Source organism: Parabacteroides faecis (assembly GCF_014647375.1).
Lineage (GTDB): Bacteria > Bacteroidota > Bacteroidia > Bacteroidales > Tannerellaceae > Parabacteroides > Parabacteroides faecis.
This window is the reverse complement of the sequence record NZ_BMPB01000004.1, coordinates 354,705-370,378: the sequence shown is the minus strand read 5'-3', so window position 1 is coordinate 370,378 and position 15,674 is coordinate 354,705. Positions and strand designations below refer to the sequence as shown.

General features: G+C 43.3%; 15 protein-coding genes. 6 read left to right on the top strand and 9 right to left on the bottom strand.

What is annotated here, in order from left to right; translation table 11 throughout:
• Positions 1–79: 79 nt before the first annotated feature.
• Positions 80–1,948, bottom strand: a complete 1,869-nt coding sequence (locus IEY67_RS07470) for an LTA synthase family protein (protein ID WP_183668985.1) — start codon at positions 1,946–1,948, stop codon at positions 80–82.
• A gap of 201 nt (positions 1,949–2,149) precedes the next feature.
• Here IEY67_RS07470 and IEY67_RS07465 point away from each other — a divergent pair, with 201 nt between their 5' ends.
• Both IEY67_RS07465 and aroC read left to right on the top strand, forming a co-directional pair.
• Entirely contained in the window at positions 2,150–2,728 is a 579-nt protein-coding gene (locus IEY67_RS07465) for an FKBP-type peptidyl-prolyl cis-trans isomerase (protein WP_122376321.1), read from the top strand.
• Positions 2,729–2,836: 108 nt separating this feature from the next.
• Positions 2,837–3,907: a chorismate synthase gene (gene aroC, locus IEY67_RS07460; protein ID WP_122353414.1), complete on the top strand. Its 1,071-nt coding sequence runs from the start codon at positions 2,837–2,839 to the stop codon at positions 3,905–3,907.
• A gap of 86 nt (positions 3,908–3,993) precedes the next feature.
• Here the strand turns inward: aroC and rlmH are convergent, their stop codons facing one another.
• Positions 3,994–4,467, bottom strand: a complete 474-nt coding sequence (gene rlmH, locus IEY67_RS07455; protein ID WP_122376320.1) for a 23S rRNA (pseudouridine(1915)-N(3))-methyltransferase RlmH — start codon at positions 4,465–4,467, stop codon at positions 3,994–3,996.
• Positions 4,468–4,556: 89 nt separating this feature from the next.
• Here rlmH and IEY67_RS07450 point away from each other — a divergent pair, with 89 nt between their 5' ends.
• From IEY67_RS07450 to IEY67_RS07440, 3 genes are all read left to right on the top strand, one after another.
• Complete coding sequence (locus IEY67_RS07450; RefSeq protein ID WP_122376319.1) at positions 4,557–4,928, top strand: DUF4783 domain-containing protein; 372 nt, start codon at positions 4,557–4,559, stop codon at positions 4,926–4,928.
• Between the two features lie 3 nt (positions 4,929–4,931).
• Complete coding sequence (gene nadC, locus IEY67_RS07445) at positions 4,932–5,771, top strand: carboxylating nicotinate-nucleotide diphosphorylase (RefSeq protein ID WP_122376318.1); 840 nt, start codon at positions 4,932–4,934, stop codon at positions 5,769–5,771.
• An 81-nt stretch (positions 5,772–5,852) separates the two neighbouring features.
• Complete coding sequence (locus tag IEY67_RS07440; protein ID WP_229800992.1) at positions 5,853–6,119, top strand: DUF6722 family protein; 267 nt, start codon at positions 5,853–5,855, stop codon at positions 6,117–6,119.
• A 163-nt stretch (positions 6,120–6,282) separates the two neighbouring features.
• Here IEY67_RS07440 and IEY67_RS07435 read toward each other — a convergent pair whose 3' ends face one another.
• Positions 6,283–6,858, bottom strand: coding sequence for an acyltransferase (locus tag IEY67_RS07435; RefSeq protein WP_122376317.1), 576 nt, complete (start codon positions 6,856–6,858; stop codon positions 6,283–6,285).
• A 6-nt stretch (positions 6,859–6,864) separates the two neighbouring features.
• Positions 6,865–7,569 carry an SAM-dependent methyltransferase gene (locus tag IEY67_RS07430; protein WP_122376316.1) on the bottom strand — a complete coding sequence of 235 codons (705 nt, stop codon included), beginning with the start codon at positions 7,567–7,569 and terminating at the stop codon, positions 6,865–6,867.
• 52 nt (positions 7,570–7,621) lie between these two features.
• Between IEY67_RS07430 and IEY67_RS07425 the strand changes: the two genes are divergently transcribed.
• Positions 7,622–9,010 carry a methyltransferase RsmF C-terminal domain-like protein gene (locus IEY67_RS07425; protein ID WP_122376315.1) on the top strand — a complete coding sequence of 463 codons (1,389 nt, stop codon included), beginning with the start codon at positions 7,622–7,624 and terminating at the stop codon, positions 9,008–9,010.
• 22 nt (positions 9,011–9,032) lie between these two features.
• On the opposite strand, the gene IEY67_RS07420 is transcribed toward IEY67_RS07425, so the two are convergent.
• The 5 genes from IEY67_RS07420 to IEY67_RS07400 form a co-directional block, all read right to left on the bottom strand.
• Positions 9,033–10,016, bottom strand: a complete 984-nt coding sequence (locus IEY67_RS07420; RefSeq protein ID WP_122376314.1) for a DUF4837 family protein — start codon at positions 10,014–10,016, stop codon at positions 9,033–9,035.
• Positions 10,017–10,212: 196 nt separating this feature from the next.
• Positions 10,213–10,893 carry a hypothetical protein gene (locus tag IEY67_RS07415; protein ID WP_122376313.1) on the bottom strand — a complete coding sequence of 227 codons (681 nt, stop codon included), beginning with the start codon at positions 10,891–10,893 and terminating at the stop codon, positions 10,213–10,215.
• A gap of 10 nt (positions 10,894–10,903) precedes the next feature.
• Complete coding sequence (locus IEY67_RS07410) at positions 10,904–12,973, bottom strand: RNA degradosome polyphosphate kinase (RefSeq protein WP_122376312.1); 2,070 nt, start codon at positions 12,971–12,973, stop codon at positions 10,904–10,906.
• 158 nt (positions 12,974–13,131) lie between these two features.
• Positions 13,132–14,127, bottom strand: a complete 996-nt coding sequence (locus tag IEY67_RS07405) for an endonuclease/exonuclease/phosphatase family protein (protein WP_122376311.1) — start codon at positions 14,125–14,127, stop codon at positions 13,132–13,134.
• 32 nt (positions 14,128–14,159) lie between these two features.
• On the bottom strand, positions 14,160–15,671 hold the full coding sequence (locus IEY67_RS07400; RefSeq protein ID WP_183668983.1) for a RagB/SusD family nutrient uptake outer membrane protein: 1,512 nt from the start codon (positions 15,669–15,671) through the stop codon (positions 14,160–14,162).
• Positions 15,672–15,674 lie beyond the last annotated feature (3 nt).

Below are 15,674 nucleotides of genomic sequence, written 5' to 3'. Positions count from 1 at the left end.
AAAATAAAAAGTCTGCGAGCGTCTGCGTATTCTGCGTATTCTGCGTTCGGTAATAGTGTTTTTGACAGTCTCATTTTTATTATTTCATGCCTACTACTTTTGCCGGTTCTTCTTTTACATTCAGCTTATGCCCCAGATAATCATAGCGGATGATCAAGTCTGAAATCTCCCAGGATTTTTTAAGCATACGGATCGTCTCTTCCGGAACACCGGCAGTATCTCCCACGATATTCAACTGAGGATCCACGTCAAAATCAGGCTTCTGCGGATTAAAGATACTTTCTCCCAATCCTTTCCACCAATAATCATTCAGCCCCAATAGATCAAGCAATGTCGGATACACATCCACCTGTCCCATTACTTTGCCATAATACATATTAAAGGGTGCATTCAAAATTATAAGCGGAACAAATGCTTTATCCGATACGATATTCTTTCCCACCGGATCATTGCATAATTCTTTTCTCACAGTACCCAAAGCCTCATGGTCACCCATGATCATGACCAATGTATTATCAAAACGCTTATCCGCTTTAATCCTGGATATAAATTCCCCGATTGCCCGGTCCGTATAATTGGCCATGGTCATATAATTATTCAGAACCTCGGGAATGTCCGGCGAAAAAGAAACTCTCTTCAAAGAATCCGGTAAAATAAAAGGATTGTGCCCGGAATAAGTAATGCATTGTAAAAATGTATTTCCGGAATCATCCCAAACTTCATTATTCTTCATTTTTTCCAGGCACTGGCGCAGAAAAGCACGGTCGCCAACCTGCTTACGTGAACCGACCGGTTCTTCTTGTATAAAACAGGTTTTCGAAACCAGACTGTCAAAACCTAAAACCGGAGCTATTATACATTGATTCCACACCATCGGTTTATCGATAGTCAGGCTGTATGCTTTGGCATTCTTATGTTTCCCTTTAAATGCCTTAACGACAGAAGGATAATATGACTCCGGAAATTTAATACTGTAAGGGCCTGATTGAATAGGCAAAAGCCCTGTGCCCATTAACAACTGGGCATCGATAGAACGCCCTCCCTTTACCTGCGATAAAACATGAGGTGCATAAATAACCGAGGAATCCCTTAGTATTTTATTCAGATTCGGAGTGATCTCCTGCCCTTCGACCGTTTTCTCCAAGACCCAACTTTCCAACGATTCGGCCAGGATAATAATACAGTTATCTTTACTATATACTTGAGGGAAAACGGATTGTAAATCCGTTTTCCTGGCTAGCCAGGAATCGATGCGGTCTTTTATCTCCTCCGTATAGACTATATGGTCGCAGGTATAATCATAATAAAGAGAACCGAATATCGTGTACATCGGTATATTACAGGTGTGCAAATATGCATCCTGCAATCTTTCATAGGCAACCTTGAACCCGTTCTGACTCCAGAGACGAATGGCAGGAACCAAAGCGATCAAACAGACCAAAGCAATATAACGAACAAAGGTCCGCCCTCTCTTAGGTTGTTCAACCGTTTTATTCTCCGGCTTCCGATAGAAATTACGCCACCACAAAACTCCTGCTGCAACTGTAGATAAAGGGAAAAACAAATCCACCATTCTCCAGGAATCCAATACACTACTGGCAAAATCAGATAAATTACCGACCAAAAGATAGCTATCCAATGGTATTGCTGTAAAATAGGTACGAAAATACATCAGGTTTGAAATAAACAAACCATCGAGTATGAAAAATATAACCCATGTTGTCTTTACGGCACGAAAACAAACCAGAGGCAATAATAAGAACAAGGAAACCAGAATAGTATCCAGATAAGTTTCAACCTTTGAGAATGGCGTAAATGTGGATAACATGCACCAAAGCAAATTAAACCACATAAATTTCAAAAACAAAAAAACAAAAAACAGACCTATCAATTTTCTGCTCTCCGTTCCGTTCGGAAAGAAAAAATTTATCCCTTTAGAAAACCACATTAGCAAACACGACTTTATTAACCTATCGACAAATACTGTAACAATAGAATAAGTACAAAATCTTTTATTTATTCAGCCGACAAAGATAACTATATTCTGCCTGAAAACATTACATATCTTTATTTTTAAAAGAATAACCTGATAAGTCGGAAATTATACGTAAATTTGTCCTCGTTTTATTTATTACAAATACATTTAAAAATGAAAATTACAGCAAATAAGTTCGTTGCGGTTACATACGACCTGAACGTAGGAGAAGGTGAAGAGCGTGAGTTGATGGAAAGAGCAGTGCCTGAAACTCCTTTGAAATTCATTTTCGGAACAGGTGCTATGCTCCCGGCTTTCGAAGATGCTTTGAAAGGCCTGGAAGTAGGCAACAAGTTCGACTTCTCTATCGCTCCGGCTGACGCATACGGAGAATATGTGGAAGATCATGTATTAGATCTGCCGAAAAACATCTTTGAAGTAGAAGGAAAATTCGACTCAGAGGTTATCAAAGAAGGTAACACCGTTCCTATGATGGATTCAAACGGTAACCGTCTGAACGGTTCTGTTCTGGAAGTGAAAGACGATGTTGTTGTGATGGACTTCAACCATCCGTTGGCTGGCGAAACTCTGCACTTCAGCGGTGAAGTGATCGATGTTCACGAACCGACAGCTGAAGAAATCGCAGCATTATCAGCTCCCGCCGGTGGATGTGGTTGCGGATGCGACGACTGCGGAAGCGATTGCGGAGATCACGATCACGAAGGTGGTTGCGGATGCGGCAGCTGCCACTAATTATAAAATAAAAAAGCAGAATGAGGAATGAAGAATGAAAGAGATTCTGCATTCCTCATTCTGTTTTTAAGCCATATTATTCTTAATCCCCTATTTCATTTATAAGATATGAATACATTCGGAAACATATATAGGCTAACTTCCTTCGGAGAATCACATGGCCCGGGAATCGGAGGTGTTATAGACGGATGCCCGGCTGGTATCGAATTGGACACAGCTTTCATACAGCAAGAATTAAATCGTCGTAAACCGGGTCAGTCAAGGATTACGACGCCACGTAAAGAGGATGACGAAGTTCAATTTCTTTCAGGGATCTATGAAGGAAAAACAACCGGTACACCGATCGGTTTTATCATTTGGAACAAAAACCAGCATTCATCCGATTATGATAATATGAAGACGGTCTACCGTCCTTCGCATGCCGATTATACTTATCAGACAAAATATGGCATTCGTGATCCTCGTGGCGGCGGCCGTTCATCTGCTCGTGAAACTATCGCCCGGTGTGTTGCCGGAGCTATTGCCAAACTGGCTTTACGTCAAAAAGGAATTCATATTCAGGCTTATACTTCGCAGGTCGGTCCTATCAAACTGGAAGGATCATATAAAAATTACGATCTGAACCTGACAGAAGAAAGTGATGTAAGATGTCCGGACCCGGATAAAGCGGCCGAAATGGAAAAGCTTATCGCAGAAGTCAAATCAAAAGGGGACACGATCGGCGGAGTGATCACCTGTGTAATAAAAGGGACGCCTGTCGGACTCGGAGAACCGGTCTTCCATAAGTTACATGCGGCACTCGGACATGCGATGCTGACGATCAACGCCGTCAAAGGTTTTGAGTATGGCGACGGCTTCGAAGCCGCATTATATCGCGGTTCCGAACGTAATGACCGTTTCTTCAATGATAACGGCCATATCAATACCCACACCAATCATTCGGGAGGTATCCAGGGAGGAATCTCCAACGGACAGGATATTTATTTCCGTGTTGCCTTCAAATCGGTTGCAACGATACTGATGGAACAGGAAACTGTCAATATGGATGGAGAAGAAACCGTCCTGAAAGCCCGCGGACGCCATGACCCATGCGTTCTTCCGCGTGCCGTACCGATTGTCGAATCGATGGCAGCGATGACCATACTGGATTATTTGCTGCTCCAAAAAACCAGAGAGTAAAACAGTTGACAGTTGACAAGTGACAGTTGACAGATAAGCTTCGCAATCGAACCCCAAACTGTCAACTGTCACTTGTCAACTGTCAACTATTCATGATGATAGGGTTCATTATTCAGAATAGTCATCGCCCGATAAATCTGTTCGATAAAGATCAGGCGGATCATTTGATGCGAGAAAGTCATCTTACTCAATGAAATCTTTTCCGAAGCGGCCTTATAAACAGCCTCACTAAAGCCATAAGGCCCTCCCACAACGAACACCAACCGCTTCGGCACCGTATGCATTTTCTTTTCTATATAAGTAGAAAATTGCATGGAAGTAAACTCCTTCCCTTTCTCATCCAGCAGAACCAGATAATCCCCGGATTGTAATGTTTTCAATATCAACTCTCCCTCTTTCTCCTTCTGTTGGGTCTCAGACATATTTTTTACGTTCTTTATATCAGGAATAACTTCCAGTTCAAAAGGGATATAATGAACCAAACGATTCTTATACTCATTGATTGCCTCTACAAAATAACCGGCATCGGTCTTACCTATTACGACCAGCGCAATTTTCATTTATTTACATTTTAAGTGTTGAAGGCGCTAATTTACAGGAAAAATACATACCTTTGTGCGATAATACTCACAAAAAGAGGAGATAGCTTATGAAACGATTATTACTTACATTGGCATTGGTATTCTCATTTTTGAGCGTCATGGCAACCGATATTAACCCTATATCGAACGCCTTCAAAAGTGGAAATGCCACTACACTGACCGGAGCTATGGATCAGGAAGTAGATATGGCTCTCCCCGGTTCATCTAAAAAGTGCAGCGGAAGCGAAGCCGTCAAAATGCTGTCTACTTTCTTCGGGAACAACAAACCGACCGGATTCTCGGTGGTACACCATGCAGATAAAAAAGATGCCGGATTCTTTGTCGGCAAACTTCCGACCGCTTCGGGTGAATATCGTGTAAACATTACTTACCGTGCCGACGGCGACAAAGCGATTATACAATCAATCAGAATAGAATAACAAATGGATCAATTAATTGATGACTTAATTAAATTAGCGTTTGCCGAAGATATAGGCGACGGTGATCATACGACTTTATGCTGCATTCCCGATACTGCTATGGGAAAAAGCCAGCTTATCATTAAAGAAGATGGTGTACTGGCCGGCGTAGAAATGGCTAAGCGTATCTTCCACGACTTCGACCCGGAACTGAAAATGACAATCTTTATCAATGATGGTGCCGAAGTAAAAAAAGGTGACATCGCCTTTACTGTAGAAGGAAAAGTACAGTCTCTGTTGCAAACAGAACGCCTGATGCTGAACGTTATGCAGCGCATGAGCGGTATCGCAACGACTACCCGCAAATATGTAAAAGCGCTGGAAGGCACTAAAACCCGCGTATTGGATACCCGTAAGACGACTCCAGGTATGCGTATGATGGAGAAAGATGCCGTTAAGATCGGCGGCGGTATAAATCACCGTATCGGACTATTCGATATGATCCTGCTGAAAGACAATCATGTGGACTTTGCCGGTGGCATCGAACAGGCCATTACCCGTGCACAGAACTACCTGAAAGAAAAAGGCAAGAACCTGAAAATTGAAATTGAAGTACGTAACTTCGACGAGTTGCAACAAGCCATGAACGTGGGAGGTATCGACCGCATCATGCTGGATAACTTCAATATCGAAGATACAAAGAAAGCTGTCGAAATGATCGGCGGACGCTTCGAAACCGAATCATCAGGCGGTATCACATTCGATACACTGCGCGACTATGCAGAATGTGGTGTAGACTTTATTTCAGTCGGGGCACTGACCCATTCGGTCAAGAGTCTCGATATGAGTTTGAAGGCTTGCTAAGAGATATTTATAAGGCGGATAGTTGATTATCCGCCTTTCTTTTTATACATTTGCCAACATCATTAACAAAACGAATAAGCTATGAAAAATATTACTACGATTCATCGGCGTAAAACGCCTGATTCATTTAAGTTACTTCCGAAAGTAAGTAGAAAAACACGGAAGGCCATCTATCTGGAAGCCAGCAAATACATCAACGATCTCACCAAGTTGATATTCGGCGGTATCATTTTAACGAACATATTAAATTTTAATATTGATAAAATGATTATTTTTGTATCAGGATTTATAGCTGTTATTATTTTGACTGCTTTTAGTTTTGCTTTATTTTTAAAAGGAAAGGAGTAAATTATGGGATTTGTCTATTTATGTATTACAATGAGTGCCATAGGTATAGCTTTTTTTATTTGGCTTATGACTCCAAGTGGTCAAAGATGGTGGCATGAAAAATAACAACTTACATAACAAAGTAAGATATATTAAAAGGCGGAATTATCCGCCTTTTCTATTTTTATCCGATACGAACAACTTCGCCATCCTTCAGTAAATACTTTTCCCCGCTTTCCGGACAGACAGCCAATCCATCCCCATCAAAATAGAGCCGATGCCCATATTCACTCACCCAACCTATTTGTTTGGAAGGATTACCTACGACTAAGGCATAAGGCGGAATTTCTTTAGTAACTACCGCTCCGGCACCAATCAATGCGTACGCTCCGATAGTATATCCGCAAACAATCGTTGCATTCGCTCCGATAGTAGCTCCTTTACCTACATGCGTTTTCATATATTGATCTTTCCGGTTAACGGCACTTCGCGGATTGATAACATTCGTAAAGACGCAGCTAGGTCCCAAAAATACATCATCCTCACAAGTCACCCCCGTATAAACAGATACATTGTTCTGCACCTTTACGTTATTACCCAGGACGACTTCCGGCGAAATAACAACATTCTGCCCGATATTACACCGTTCACCGATCGTACAACCCGACATTATGTGAGAGAAATGCCAGATACGGGTATCATCCCCGATCGTACAGCCGGGATCGATCACTGCTGTTTCATGTGCCTGAAAAGTTGCCATAACTGATTATTTATAAATTAAAAAGATGGTTGGTTTCTTACTCAGATCAGGAACTTTCCCTGCCCAATCTTTCACCGGACGAGTATGGATATATTCATCTTCACACGTAATATCCGAAGCTATGCATAACTTAGTAGACGGACGACAGGTACGGATCAGTTCCTCCGCCAGCTTATTATTACGATAAGGCGTCTCGATAAAAAGCTGTGTCTGGTTTTCCGAATAAATACGCCCTTCCAGCTTTTTAATTGTATTTGTCCGTTCTGAAGCATCGATGGGCAGATAACCATGAAAGGCAAAACTCTGTCCGTTGAAACCGGAAGCCATTACAGACATCAGGATAGAAGACGGTCCTACCAATGGAACAACCGGGTAATTCTTCCGTTGTGCAATCGCCACTACATCCGCTCCCGGATCGGCAACAGCCGGACAACCAGCCTCAGATATCACACCGACATGCTCGCCTTTTGCCAACGGAGCCAGATAACCGGTAACATCTTCCGGAGAAGTATGCTTATTCAATTCATAAAAAGTCAGATCGTCTATTACGATAGAAGGTTCCGTCTTTTTCAGAAAACGACGTGCGGTACGTATATTTTCTACGATGAAATGTTTGATCTGTAGAATGATTTCACGATTATATTCCGGGAGAACACGCCGATGCTCGGTATCTCCCAATGTAACCGGTATAAGGAAAAGCGATGCTTGCATACTGTTAGTTTTCTGCAAAGTTAGTATTTTTGCACCAAACAAACAGAATAAGATGGCACTTCCTATCGAATTTATCGCACGTACCCGTGCTTTATTAGGTGAAGAATATGATAAACTGGAAGCCGCATTACAAGCGGACGTACCCGTTAGTATCCGTATAAATCAGCGTAAAGGGACAAAGGCGCCCGAAACATCGCCGGTCGCCTGGAGCGAAACCGGCTATTACCTGCCTGAACGGCTTTCGTTCACCTTCGATCCACAGTTTCATGCAGGAGCTTATTATGTACAGGAAGCTTCGTCGATGTTTTTGGAACAAGCCATTCGCACCTTTGTGGACGGACCGGTCAAGTGCCTGGATCTTTGTGCCGCCCCGGGAGGGAAGTCCACTCACCTGATAAGCCTTTTACCCGAAGGAAGCCTGTTGGTCAGCAACGAGGTAATCCGTACACGTAGCAATATCCTGGCTGAAAATATGACCAAATGGGGTAATCCGAACAGCATCGTCACCAACAACGACCCGGAAGAGATCGGCCGCCTGACACATTTATTCGATGTGATCGTTACCGACGTTCCCTGTTCCGGCGAAGGAATGTTCCGCAAAGACACCGACAGCACGGGCGAATGGAGTGTGGCAAACGTAAACCTTTGTGCCGCCCGCCAGCGCCGTATCATCCACGATATATGGAATGCACTCAAACCCGGCGGACTACTTATTTACAGTACCTGCACCTATAACACGGAAGAAAACGAGGATAATATACATTACATACTGGAAGAACTGGGAGCCGAAGCCCTGTCCATCCCTGTTAAAGAAGAATGGCAGATCACCGGACCGTTACGCCATGCACACCCGGTCTACCGTTTCTTCCCTCATAAAACAAAAGGAGAAGGTTTCTTCCTTGCCGCCCTGCGTAAAGCAACCGGTGAAATAGAAGAAATTCGTCCTAAAGGGAAAGGTAAGAAAGATAAAGGAAAAGCAACACCAGCTATTCCTTCCCTTATAAACAATTGGTTGCAGGAGCCTGACAGCTTCCGGATGGAAGTTTTCAACGACACCATACAGGCCATCCCCACCGTTCACTACGACACCTGGCAACTAATATCCAATCAGCTACGAATAGTATCAGCCGGAATACGCATAGGTGAAATAAAAGGGAAAGACATCTTACCGGCTCATTCCCTGGCAGTAAGCACCGCATTGAACAAAACGGCTTTTACCCGCGTCGAAGTCAGTTGGGCAGATGCTGTCAAATACCTGAAAAAAGAAGCCTTACTCCTCCCTTCGGATATAGAAAAAGGATATGTATTAGTCTGTTATAACGATTTCCCACTTGGTTTTGTCAAACATTTAGGAAACCGTGCCAACAACCTGTACCCGCAGGAATGGCGTATCCGTAGCGGATATCTGCCGGATAAAGTTATTCTCTTTCCCGGAGAATAGGCGGGTACAGGAGAAAACACGATTATTGCAGACGCGCCGTATGAAGTGCCGCCTCTATCTTGCGTATATAATTCCGTTTGGTTGTTTCCGGAGCATAGACAAGTCCTTCGGTAACAATCACACGTTGTTTATTCGTATCCAGAAAGGCATGGCTGACAAACGGACCACCCATCTTATCGCCTACCATCTTCCACAGGCCACGTAACACACCGCAATATTTTTCATGCAGCATGATAGGTTCATAAGTCAGACCGGCACGTGTTTCGGTTGCCATATATGAATCGGGGAAAGCACCGGGTAGATTTCGCTTCAAAACAGAATCGCGCTTAGCTACCAGGTAATCCTCCGTAAACGTATTTTCATCTGTATACGGAAAAGAATACACCAGCAAATCAACACGCCCGGTATTAGCATTATTCGATACCCATAGGAAATCGGTGGTATCTTTATAATAAGTCATATCTTCCGGAGCATTGATATGGATATTGAATTTTTCCTGCGCTTTATCCATAGCTAGTTTACTGTAATGCTCCTTTAAAATAGCGATACGACGTCCCTTTTCTATACTGCAAAAATGATTGACTATATCAGAATCATGCAATGTCAGATAAGTCACCAGTTCATGGACGGACGGAGCATTGAGTTTTATCACTTCCTGGTTCTTTGCCCACTCATCCTTATAACCGTTCAACGCCACCATCGTATATTTAGCCGGATCAATATCGATAATAAGAATATTACGGACATATCTCAACAGACCATTGAATGTTTCCTTGGGAACAAAAGTAACCCGCATGGAGGGTTCCGGTTGAGGAAGTCCTGCTACCGAAGCATTTAACTGCTCTTTTATCAACTCGCCAACTTCACTTTCTCCCACCTCCCTGGTCATAACGACCAGAATTTCATAAGGCAGACCGGTTGCGCGTTTCTCTACGATGGAGCTATTACAACTCATTAAAGTCAGTAATCCCAACAGGTAAACGGTAAATAGACATTGTGTTCTCATAAGCATTATTCTTTATTCCATTTCAGAGTTAATTGTTTATGGCAGCAAAGGTAAGAGGGAAAAAGAAAGAGAGGAAGAAAGAGTACCGGACAAATAAGAAAAACGACAAAATACTATATATCAACAAAATACAAACCAATATATTCTATAGGAGATACACTTTGCAGGACAATTAGAATAGATTACGGATCAAAATTTATCGATACAGTCGGATAAACTGGTCCAAATCCGTCTTATCGTCCAGCTGTAACCGTTTCTTCAGACGGCTCTTCGACTTGGTCAGGGCATCGGTGGTATTATTAAAAACAGCCATTTGATCTTTACGGGGAAAGTTCCATTTGATTAGGCAGCAAATTTCTTCTTCATGGCGGGTTATACCCGATTTCTGTTTCAGTTCCGTCAGGAAATTATTGAAAAGAAGATCGGTGGTATAAAGCAATTCGCTCCACTCCGGCTTGGTCAGATTGGTACGGACAGGATCTTGTTTGAGCTGGATCAATAAAGAAAAAGCATCTGTCGGCAACTCGATCGTCTCTTCCGATGCGGCCGAAAGACGTTTGATGATCTGTTCGCTTTCCCGAACTTTCCGCTGGTAATAATCCAGATCGGCGATGCGTTCTTTATAAAGCTCCGATTCTTCCGCCAGATTACGCAGATCTTCTTCCAGGCGGTTTATCTGCCCGATATAATCGTATTTTTCTTTCTGATAATGATAAATAGCCACCTTATTCTTCCTGATCTTTTCCTTGACAAGCCGGTGACGTTCTTTGCTGCGTGCCATACGGACACCGATAATATAGCCCAATACGGCACCAGCTATCAGCGCCACCCAGCAGAAACAAAACAAGAAAAAGGTCAGGGAAGAAGGATTATCCATATCAATTCATTCACGATTTATTTTTCAGATATTCATAGATAGCCAACTGCGAACGGACTTTCACCGGCTCATCGTTATGTTTGAAGTTATTATGCAACTGTTCGTCGATCAGACAAGCCTTTACATTATCGCGCATCTGTATCTTCAGTATATCGACTACTTCCTGTTTGATCTCCGGGACCAGTATCGGGAAAGCCGTTTCTATACGCCGGTTCAGATTACGACGCATCCAGTCTGCCGATGTCAGATAGACATCTTCCTTGCCGTCATTATAGAAATACCAGATACGGGAATGCTCCAGGAACATATCGACAATGCGTGTTACCCGGATATTTGCACTATAAGGCTGGCCGGGAACCAGGCAACAGATACCTCTCACGATCAGATCGATCTCCACCCCATTCTCGCTGGCACGATACAACTCATTGATCATATTCTGGTCGTGCAGACCGTTCATCTTCAAGACGATCCGTCCTTTACGTCCCTGTTTCACATGTTCAATCTCCCGGTGGATCATACGGATCAGTTCAGGAACCATATTGAAACGCGCCACCAGCAAATGGCGGAAAGTAGGCTCCGACATTTTACCTTCCAACACAGCAAACACCTTGTTTATATCCGTAATGATCTCGTCATTGCAGGTGAGTAAAGCCATATCGGAATAGACACGTGCCGTTTTCTCATTGAAGTTTCCGGTACTGAGGTAAGCAAAGTCACGCCGTTTGTTCCCATCCTCCGAATCTTTCCGGACGATAACAGCTACTTTTGCATGCACCTTCAATCCGGGAATACTATATATAATACGTATCCCCGCCTTCTCCATCCGCTCGGCCGTACTCATATTATTTTCTTCGTCAAAACGGGCTTTCAGTTCTACAAAGACCGTCACTTTTTTCCCATTCTGTGCAGCACTTACCAACGTATTGATGACCGCCGAATTTTCCGCCACCCGGTATTGGGTGATTTTTATTTCATCCACTTTCGGATCGAAAGCCGCCTCCATCAGAAAGCGGATCAGGTAATCGAACGACTGGTAAGGGAAATGCAACAAAATATCTTTTTTCTTCACCGCCCGGAATACAGAACCTTTCTCATCCAGATAAGGCACACGCATAGGTGCCGGGACCTTCTGTTCCAACTCTTTCCCTTTCGGATTGGGCAATTTGGCAAGGTCCTGCAAATTCAGGTAACGCCCGCCAACCACCAGGTCGTCGCGTGTAATACCGAAAGCATCGCATATAAAAGAAAGGAAATCTTCCGGCATCGCCCGATCGTACATAAAACGACTCAGCGCCCCGATCTTCCGTTTCTTTACCTTCTTACGGATGCTTTCCACGATATTCCCTTTCTCATCCTCCAGATAAATATCGGCATCGCGGGATATCTTGATACTATAACAACTGTCTATCTCATAACCCGGAAATACATTCGCCAGATTCGTCCGGATAATATCGTCGATGAACATGATGTAAAACTTCCCTTCATGCTGGGGCAACTCGATGAAACGGGGTACTTTGGCATAAGGGATCTTCATCAGGGCATAATGGAACTCAGGCGCCTGGTCGCCTTCCGACTTCCGCTTGCTCTTCTTTATCATACGGATCACCAGGTATAAACGGCGGTCGCGGATAAACGTACGGATATCCCCTGCCTGTATCATGACGGGCGACAGGAACGGAAAGACCTCTTCATTAAAGAAGTTATGCACGAACTCTTCATGGAAAGGTTCGGGTTCGCTTCCCTGATAAAGATAAATATTCTGACGATTAAGCTCCGGCAGTATCTTTTCCGAAAAGATACGGTAATACTCCCGTTGCTGGCGGTTCACTTCATCTGTTATCTCGGTCAACACTTCTTCGGCCTCGGCACCGCTTTCTTCGGTGAAATTCTTTTTCATGATCACCCCACGATGCTCCGCCACACGTATTTCGTAAAATTCTTCCAGATTGGAAGAATAGATAGACAAGAATTTAATCCGCTCATAGATAGGCAGCGCATCGTCTTCCGCTTCCAGTAAAACCCGGTAGTTGAAAGAGAGCCAACTAATGTCGCGCTTAAAGTATTTATATGAATTCTCCATCGTATTCTATTCTTAGCTGCGTAAATATAGAGACTTTTGCAGAATAAAAGAAATAGATACTTATACAAAAATCGGACAACCCCTGTTAAGAGCTGTCCGATCCTCTTTTTTAACTCATAATTCTATAAAATCCAACGAATATGAGCTCTTATCACTTTTTATTTACCTTTTTCCAATTCAAAATCCACCAAAATGGGACGATGATCGGAAGGATGCCAAAAGTTTGAAAGATTTGCCGGATCGCGCACCGGTTTTGTGTAAGTATCGGTCACGACATCGGCAGCAACAATACGTTCATATAGCGGAGAAGTACAATATACGAAATCTATACGCGCCTCTCCCCCCGTCGTGGTCTTAAACTCGCCGGGATGCTTTTTAGCGATCACATCTACATAAGGGGTATTCTCACGGATATAATCATGCACTAAAAAGCGAGTATCTACCTCCGGATATTTGTAAACCGTATTATCAACTCGTGACCGCGAATTAAAATCTCCCATCATCATCCAGTATTGGCCAGCTGCCCCGGGAACTGATCCGATCGTTTGTTTACAGATATATTCCATTTCCATACGCCGGTATTTGTCTCCTCCGTGTTCCGCTCTGCTGGCATCCTGGTCTTCGGCACGAAAAGCAAAGGCTTGCGGCCAGGTATGGAGCGTTACCACATTGACCGTTTGTCCGCCTATTTCGATCTGCGCCCAGCCAGCGCCATGCGTAACGACACTGTCCGGCTCCGCCCCCGTAATACGCGAGACATTTTTAATCGGATATTTAGATGTTATCACCTGGGGATAGTTGTCACGGTGACCACCTACATACCAATATGCATGTCCATATCGCATGGCTAGTTTCTCCCAATTATCTGTCAGGTAACGATCTGCTGCCTCCATAGGGTCAGCTGTCCCCGTCTTATAAATAGTCTGAGCTTCACACCAGACACAGATATCCGGATTTTGCTTTTTAACCCATTCGACAAAACCGTCATAATTATCTCCCTGTCCGGACCACATCCCGTTTTGGATGTTCCAGTAGAGAAGACGTACATGTTCCTTATCCGAACGGTTGCCACATGATGTCACAAGACAGGCTGCTATCCACATAAACGCGAGCATAAAAAATATACGCCCTCCGTTAATAATCTGTTTTTTCATTCCTATTCTCTATTTTAAGTTTAACATTTTACTCATTCGGCAGAAGTATAACCCGGATTCTGGTCGGTAGACTGATTCATCGCCTTATTATAATTGAATTCGGAATCCGGAATCTTCCACAAAAAATGTCTTTCCTTAATTTCCGTCCATGAACCGTCTTCCACATTATAATATTTTCCTACCAGTTCCTGTGCTTTCCCCAAACGGACGATAAAATCCCAGTGTTTCCCCTCGTTGAAGTGCTCATAGGTTTCTTCCCTGATCAACAAATCGATAAAGTCATCCATCGTTTTATAATCCGATAATTTATAATCCAATTCCATATCCGGGACTTTAGGATCGTACCCATAAGCACGACGACGAAGCTGGTTCAGCATTTCGATTGACTCTTCTGTAGGCCCTCCAGCAACACGTGCCGTTGCCTCAGCAAAAATAAGCATTGCATCCGGATAACGGATCAACGGAATAGAAACATTCGCTCCTCCCCCTTGTGAATTCGGATCCCAATACTTTGTCAAAAGGCAGGTGTACTCTCCGTAAGCATCGGCTCCAAAAATATAAAAGCCGACATTCAGCGCATAACGGAGATCATTCTTATCCCAGGTAGATATCACATGATTTCTCAAATCCGTATAATGCGTAAAATAACCATTCCCATTCAACATCAACTTGCCCGGTTCTATCTCATATTTCGGATGCGATGTATAAGACAGATAATCCCAGGTTTTACCGTCTGTCCGCGATGTCTTGATATAAAACACCTCTTCCGTCGAAGTTGTCAGGTCATACCCGAATACTTTGTCAAAATCCCTTGAAGCACCGACCTGTACCAATGAGTAAACTCCGCTATTGACCACTTCCCCAGCCAGAGTTTTGGCTTCTTCATAGTTTCCCGTATGCATATACACATCAGCCAGACATGTTCTCACCACATTTTTATTCGGCGTCGCCAGATATCTGGATTTATCCGGACAATTAGCCAACGCATATTTCAGGTCTTCGATAATAAAAGCATAAACATCTTCCTTCGAGCTTTTGGGCACATCCCATATCGTAATGTTATCCTCGGTTTTCAGAGGGACTCCACCCCAATATTTGACTAAATTAAAATAATTGAATCCTCTCAGGAATCTCAGTTCCCCTAAATAGGCTGTAATTTCCGTCTCGGTCATCTCCGTTGCCGACGGAAGTTTCTCTATCGCGGTATTACAATACATGATCGCTTTATATAAATTCGTCCAGTTAGATTCACTCCGCGTGATATGAGTAGAATTTACAAAACCGTTGTATGCTTTGTAAGTCTGGTAAACTCCTTTCGGATAACAGTACTCCGTATTGATTTCCAGCGTAGCGAAAAAATTAGAATTATAAGCCGACCGCATCACATCCAGGGGAGCCAATACCGCAGCATTCGCTTCTTCCTGTGTATTATAAAATGTTTCGCTCGAAATCGAATATGTATATTTCGTCTCATTCAGGCAATTGTCGCACGCCTGAAAAACAAAGAGACAGGCCACTATTGATAATAACAACTTACTTTTCATTGT

Excerpts from the sequence above, each read along its gene's own strand:
- IEY67_RS07450 (WP_122376319.1), top strand. The coding sequence starts at position 4,557 with ATGAAACGATTATTACTTACATTGGCATTGGTATTCTCATTTTTGAGC.
- IEY67_RS07425 (WP_122376315.1), top strand. The coding sequence starts at position 7,622 with ATGGCACTTCCTATCGAATTTATCGCACGTACCCGTGCTTTATTAGGT.
- rlmH (WP_122376320.1), bottom strand. The coding sequence starts at position 4,467 with ATGAAAATTGCGCTGGTCGTAATAGGTAAGACCGATGCCGGTTATTTT.
- IEY67_RS07410 (WP_122376312.1), bottom strand. The coding sequence starts at position 12,973 with ATGGAGAATTCATATAAATACTTTAAGCGCGACATTAGTTGGCTCTCT.
- IEY67_RS07465 (WP_122376321.1), top strand. The coding sequence starts at position 2,150 with ATGAAAATTACAGCAAATAAGTTCGTTGCGGTTACATACGACCTGAAC.
- IEY67_RS07430 (WP_122376316.1), bottom strand. The coding sequence starts at position 7,569 with ATGCAAGCATCGCTTTTCCTTATACCGGTTACATTGGGAGATACCGAG.
- IEY67_RS07415 (WP_122376313.1), bottom strand. The coding sequence starts at position 10,893 with ATGGATAATCCTTCTTCCCTGACCTTTTTCTTGTTTTGTTTCTGCTGG.
- nadC (WP_122376318.1), top strand. The coding sequence starts at position 4,932 with ATGGATCAATTAATTGATGACTTAATTAAATTAGCGTTTGCCGAAGAT.
- IEY67_RS07470 (WP_183668985.1), bottom strand. The coding sequence starts at position 1,948 with ATGTGGTTTTCTAAAGGGATAAATTTTTTCTTTCCGAACGGAACGGAG.
- IEY67_RS07420 (WP_122376314.1), bottom strand. The coding sequence starts at position 10,016 with ATGAGAACACAATGTCTATTTACCGTTTACCTGTTGGGATTACTGACT.
- aroC (WP_122353414.1), top strand. The coding sequence starts at position 2,837 with ATGAATACATTCGGAAACATATATAGGCTAACTTCCTTCGGAGAATCA.
- IEY67_RS07400 (WP_183668983.1), bottom strand. The coding sequence starts at position 15,671 with ATGAAAAGTAAGTTGTTATTATCAATAGTGGCCTGTCTCTTTGTTTTT.
- IEY67_RS07405 (WP_122376311.1), bottom strand. The coding sequence starts at position 14,127 with ATGAAAAAACAGATTATTAACGGAGGGCGTATATTTTTTATGCTCGCG.
- IEY67_RS07435 (WP_122376317.1), bottom strand. The coding sequence starts at position 6,858 with ATGGCAACTTTTCAGGCACATGAAACAGCAGTGATCGATCCCGGCTGT.
- IEY67_RS07440 (WP_229800992.1), top strand. The coding sequence starts at position 5,853 with ATGAAAAATATTACTACGATTCATCGGCGTAAAACGCCTGATTCATTT.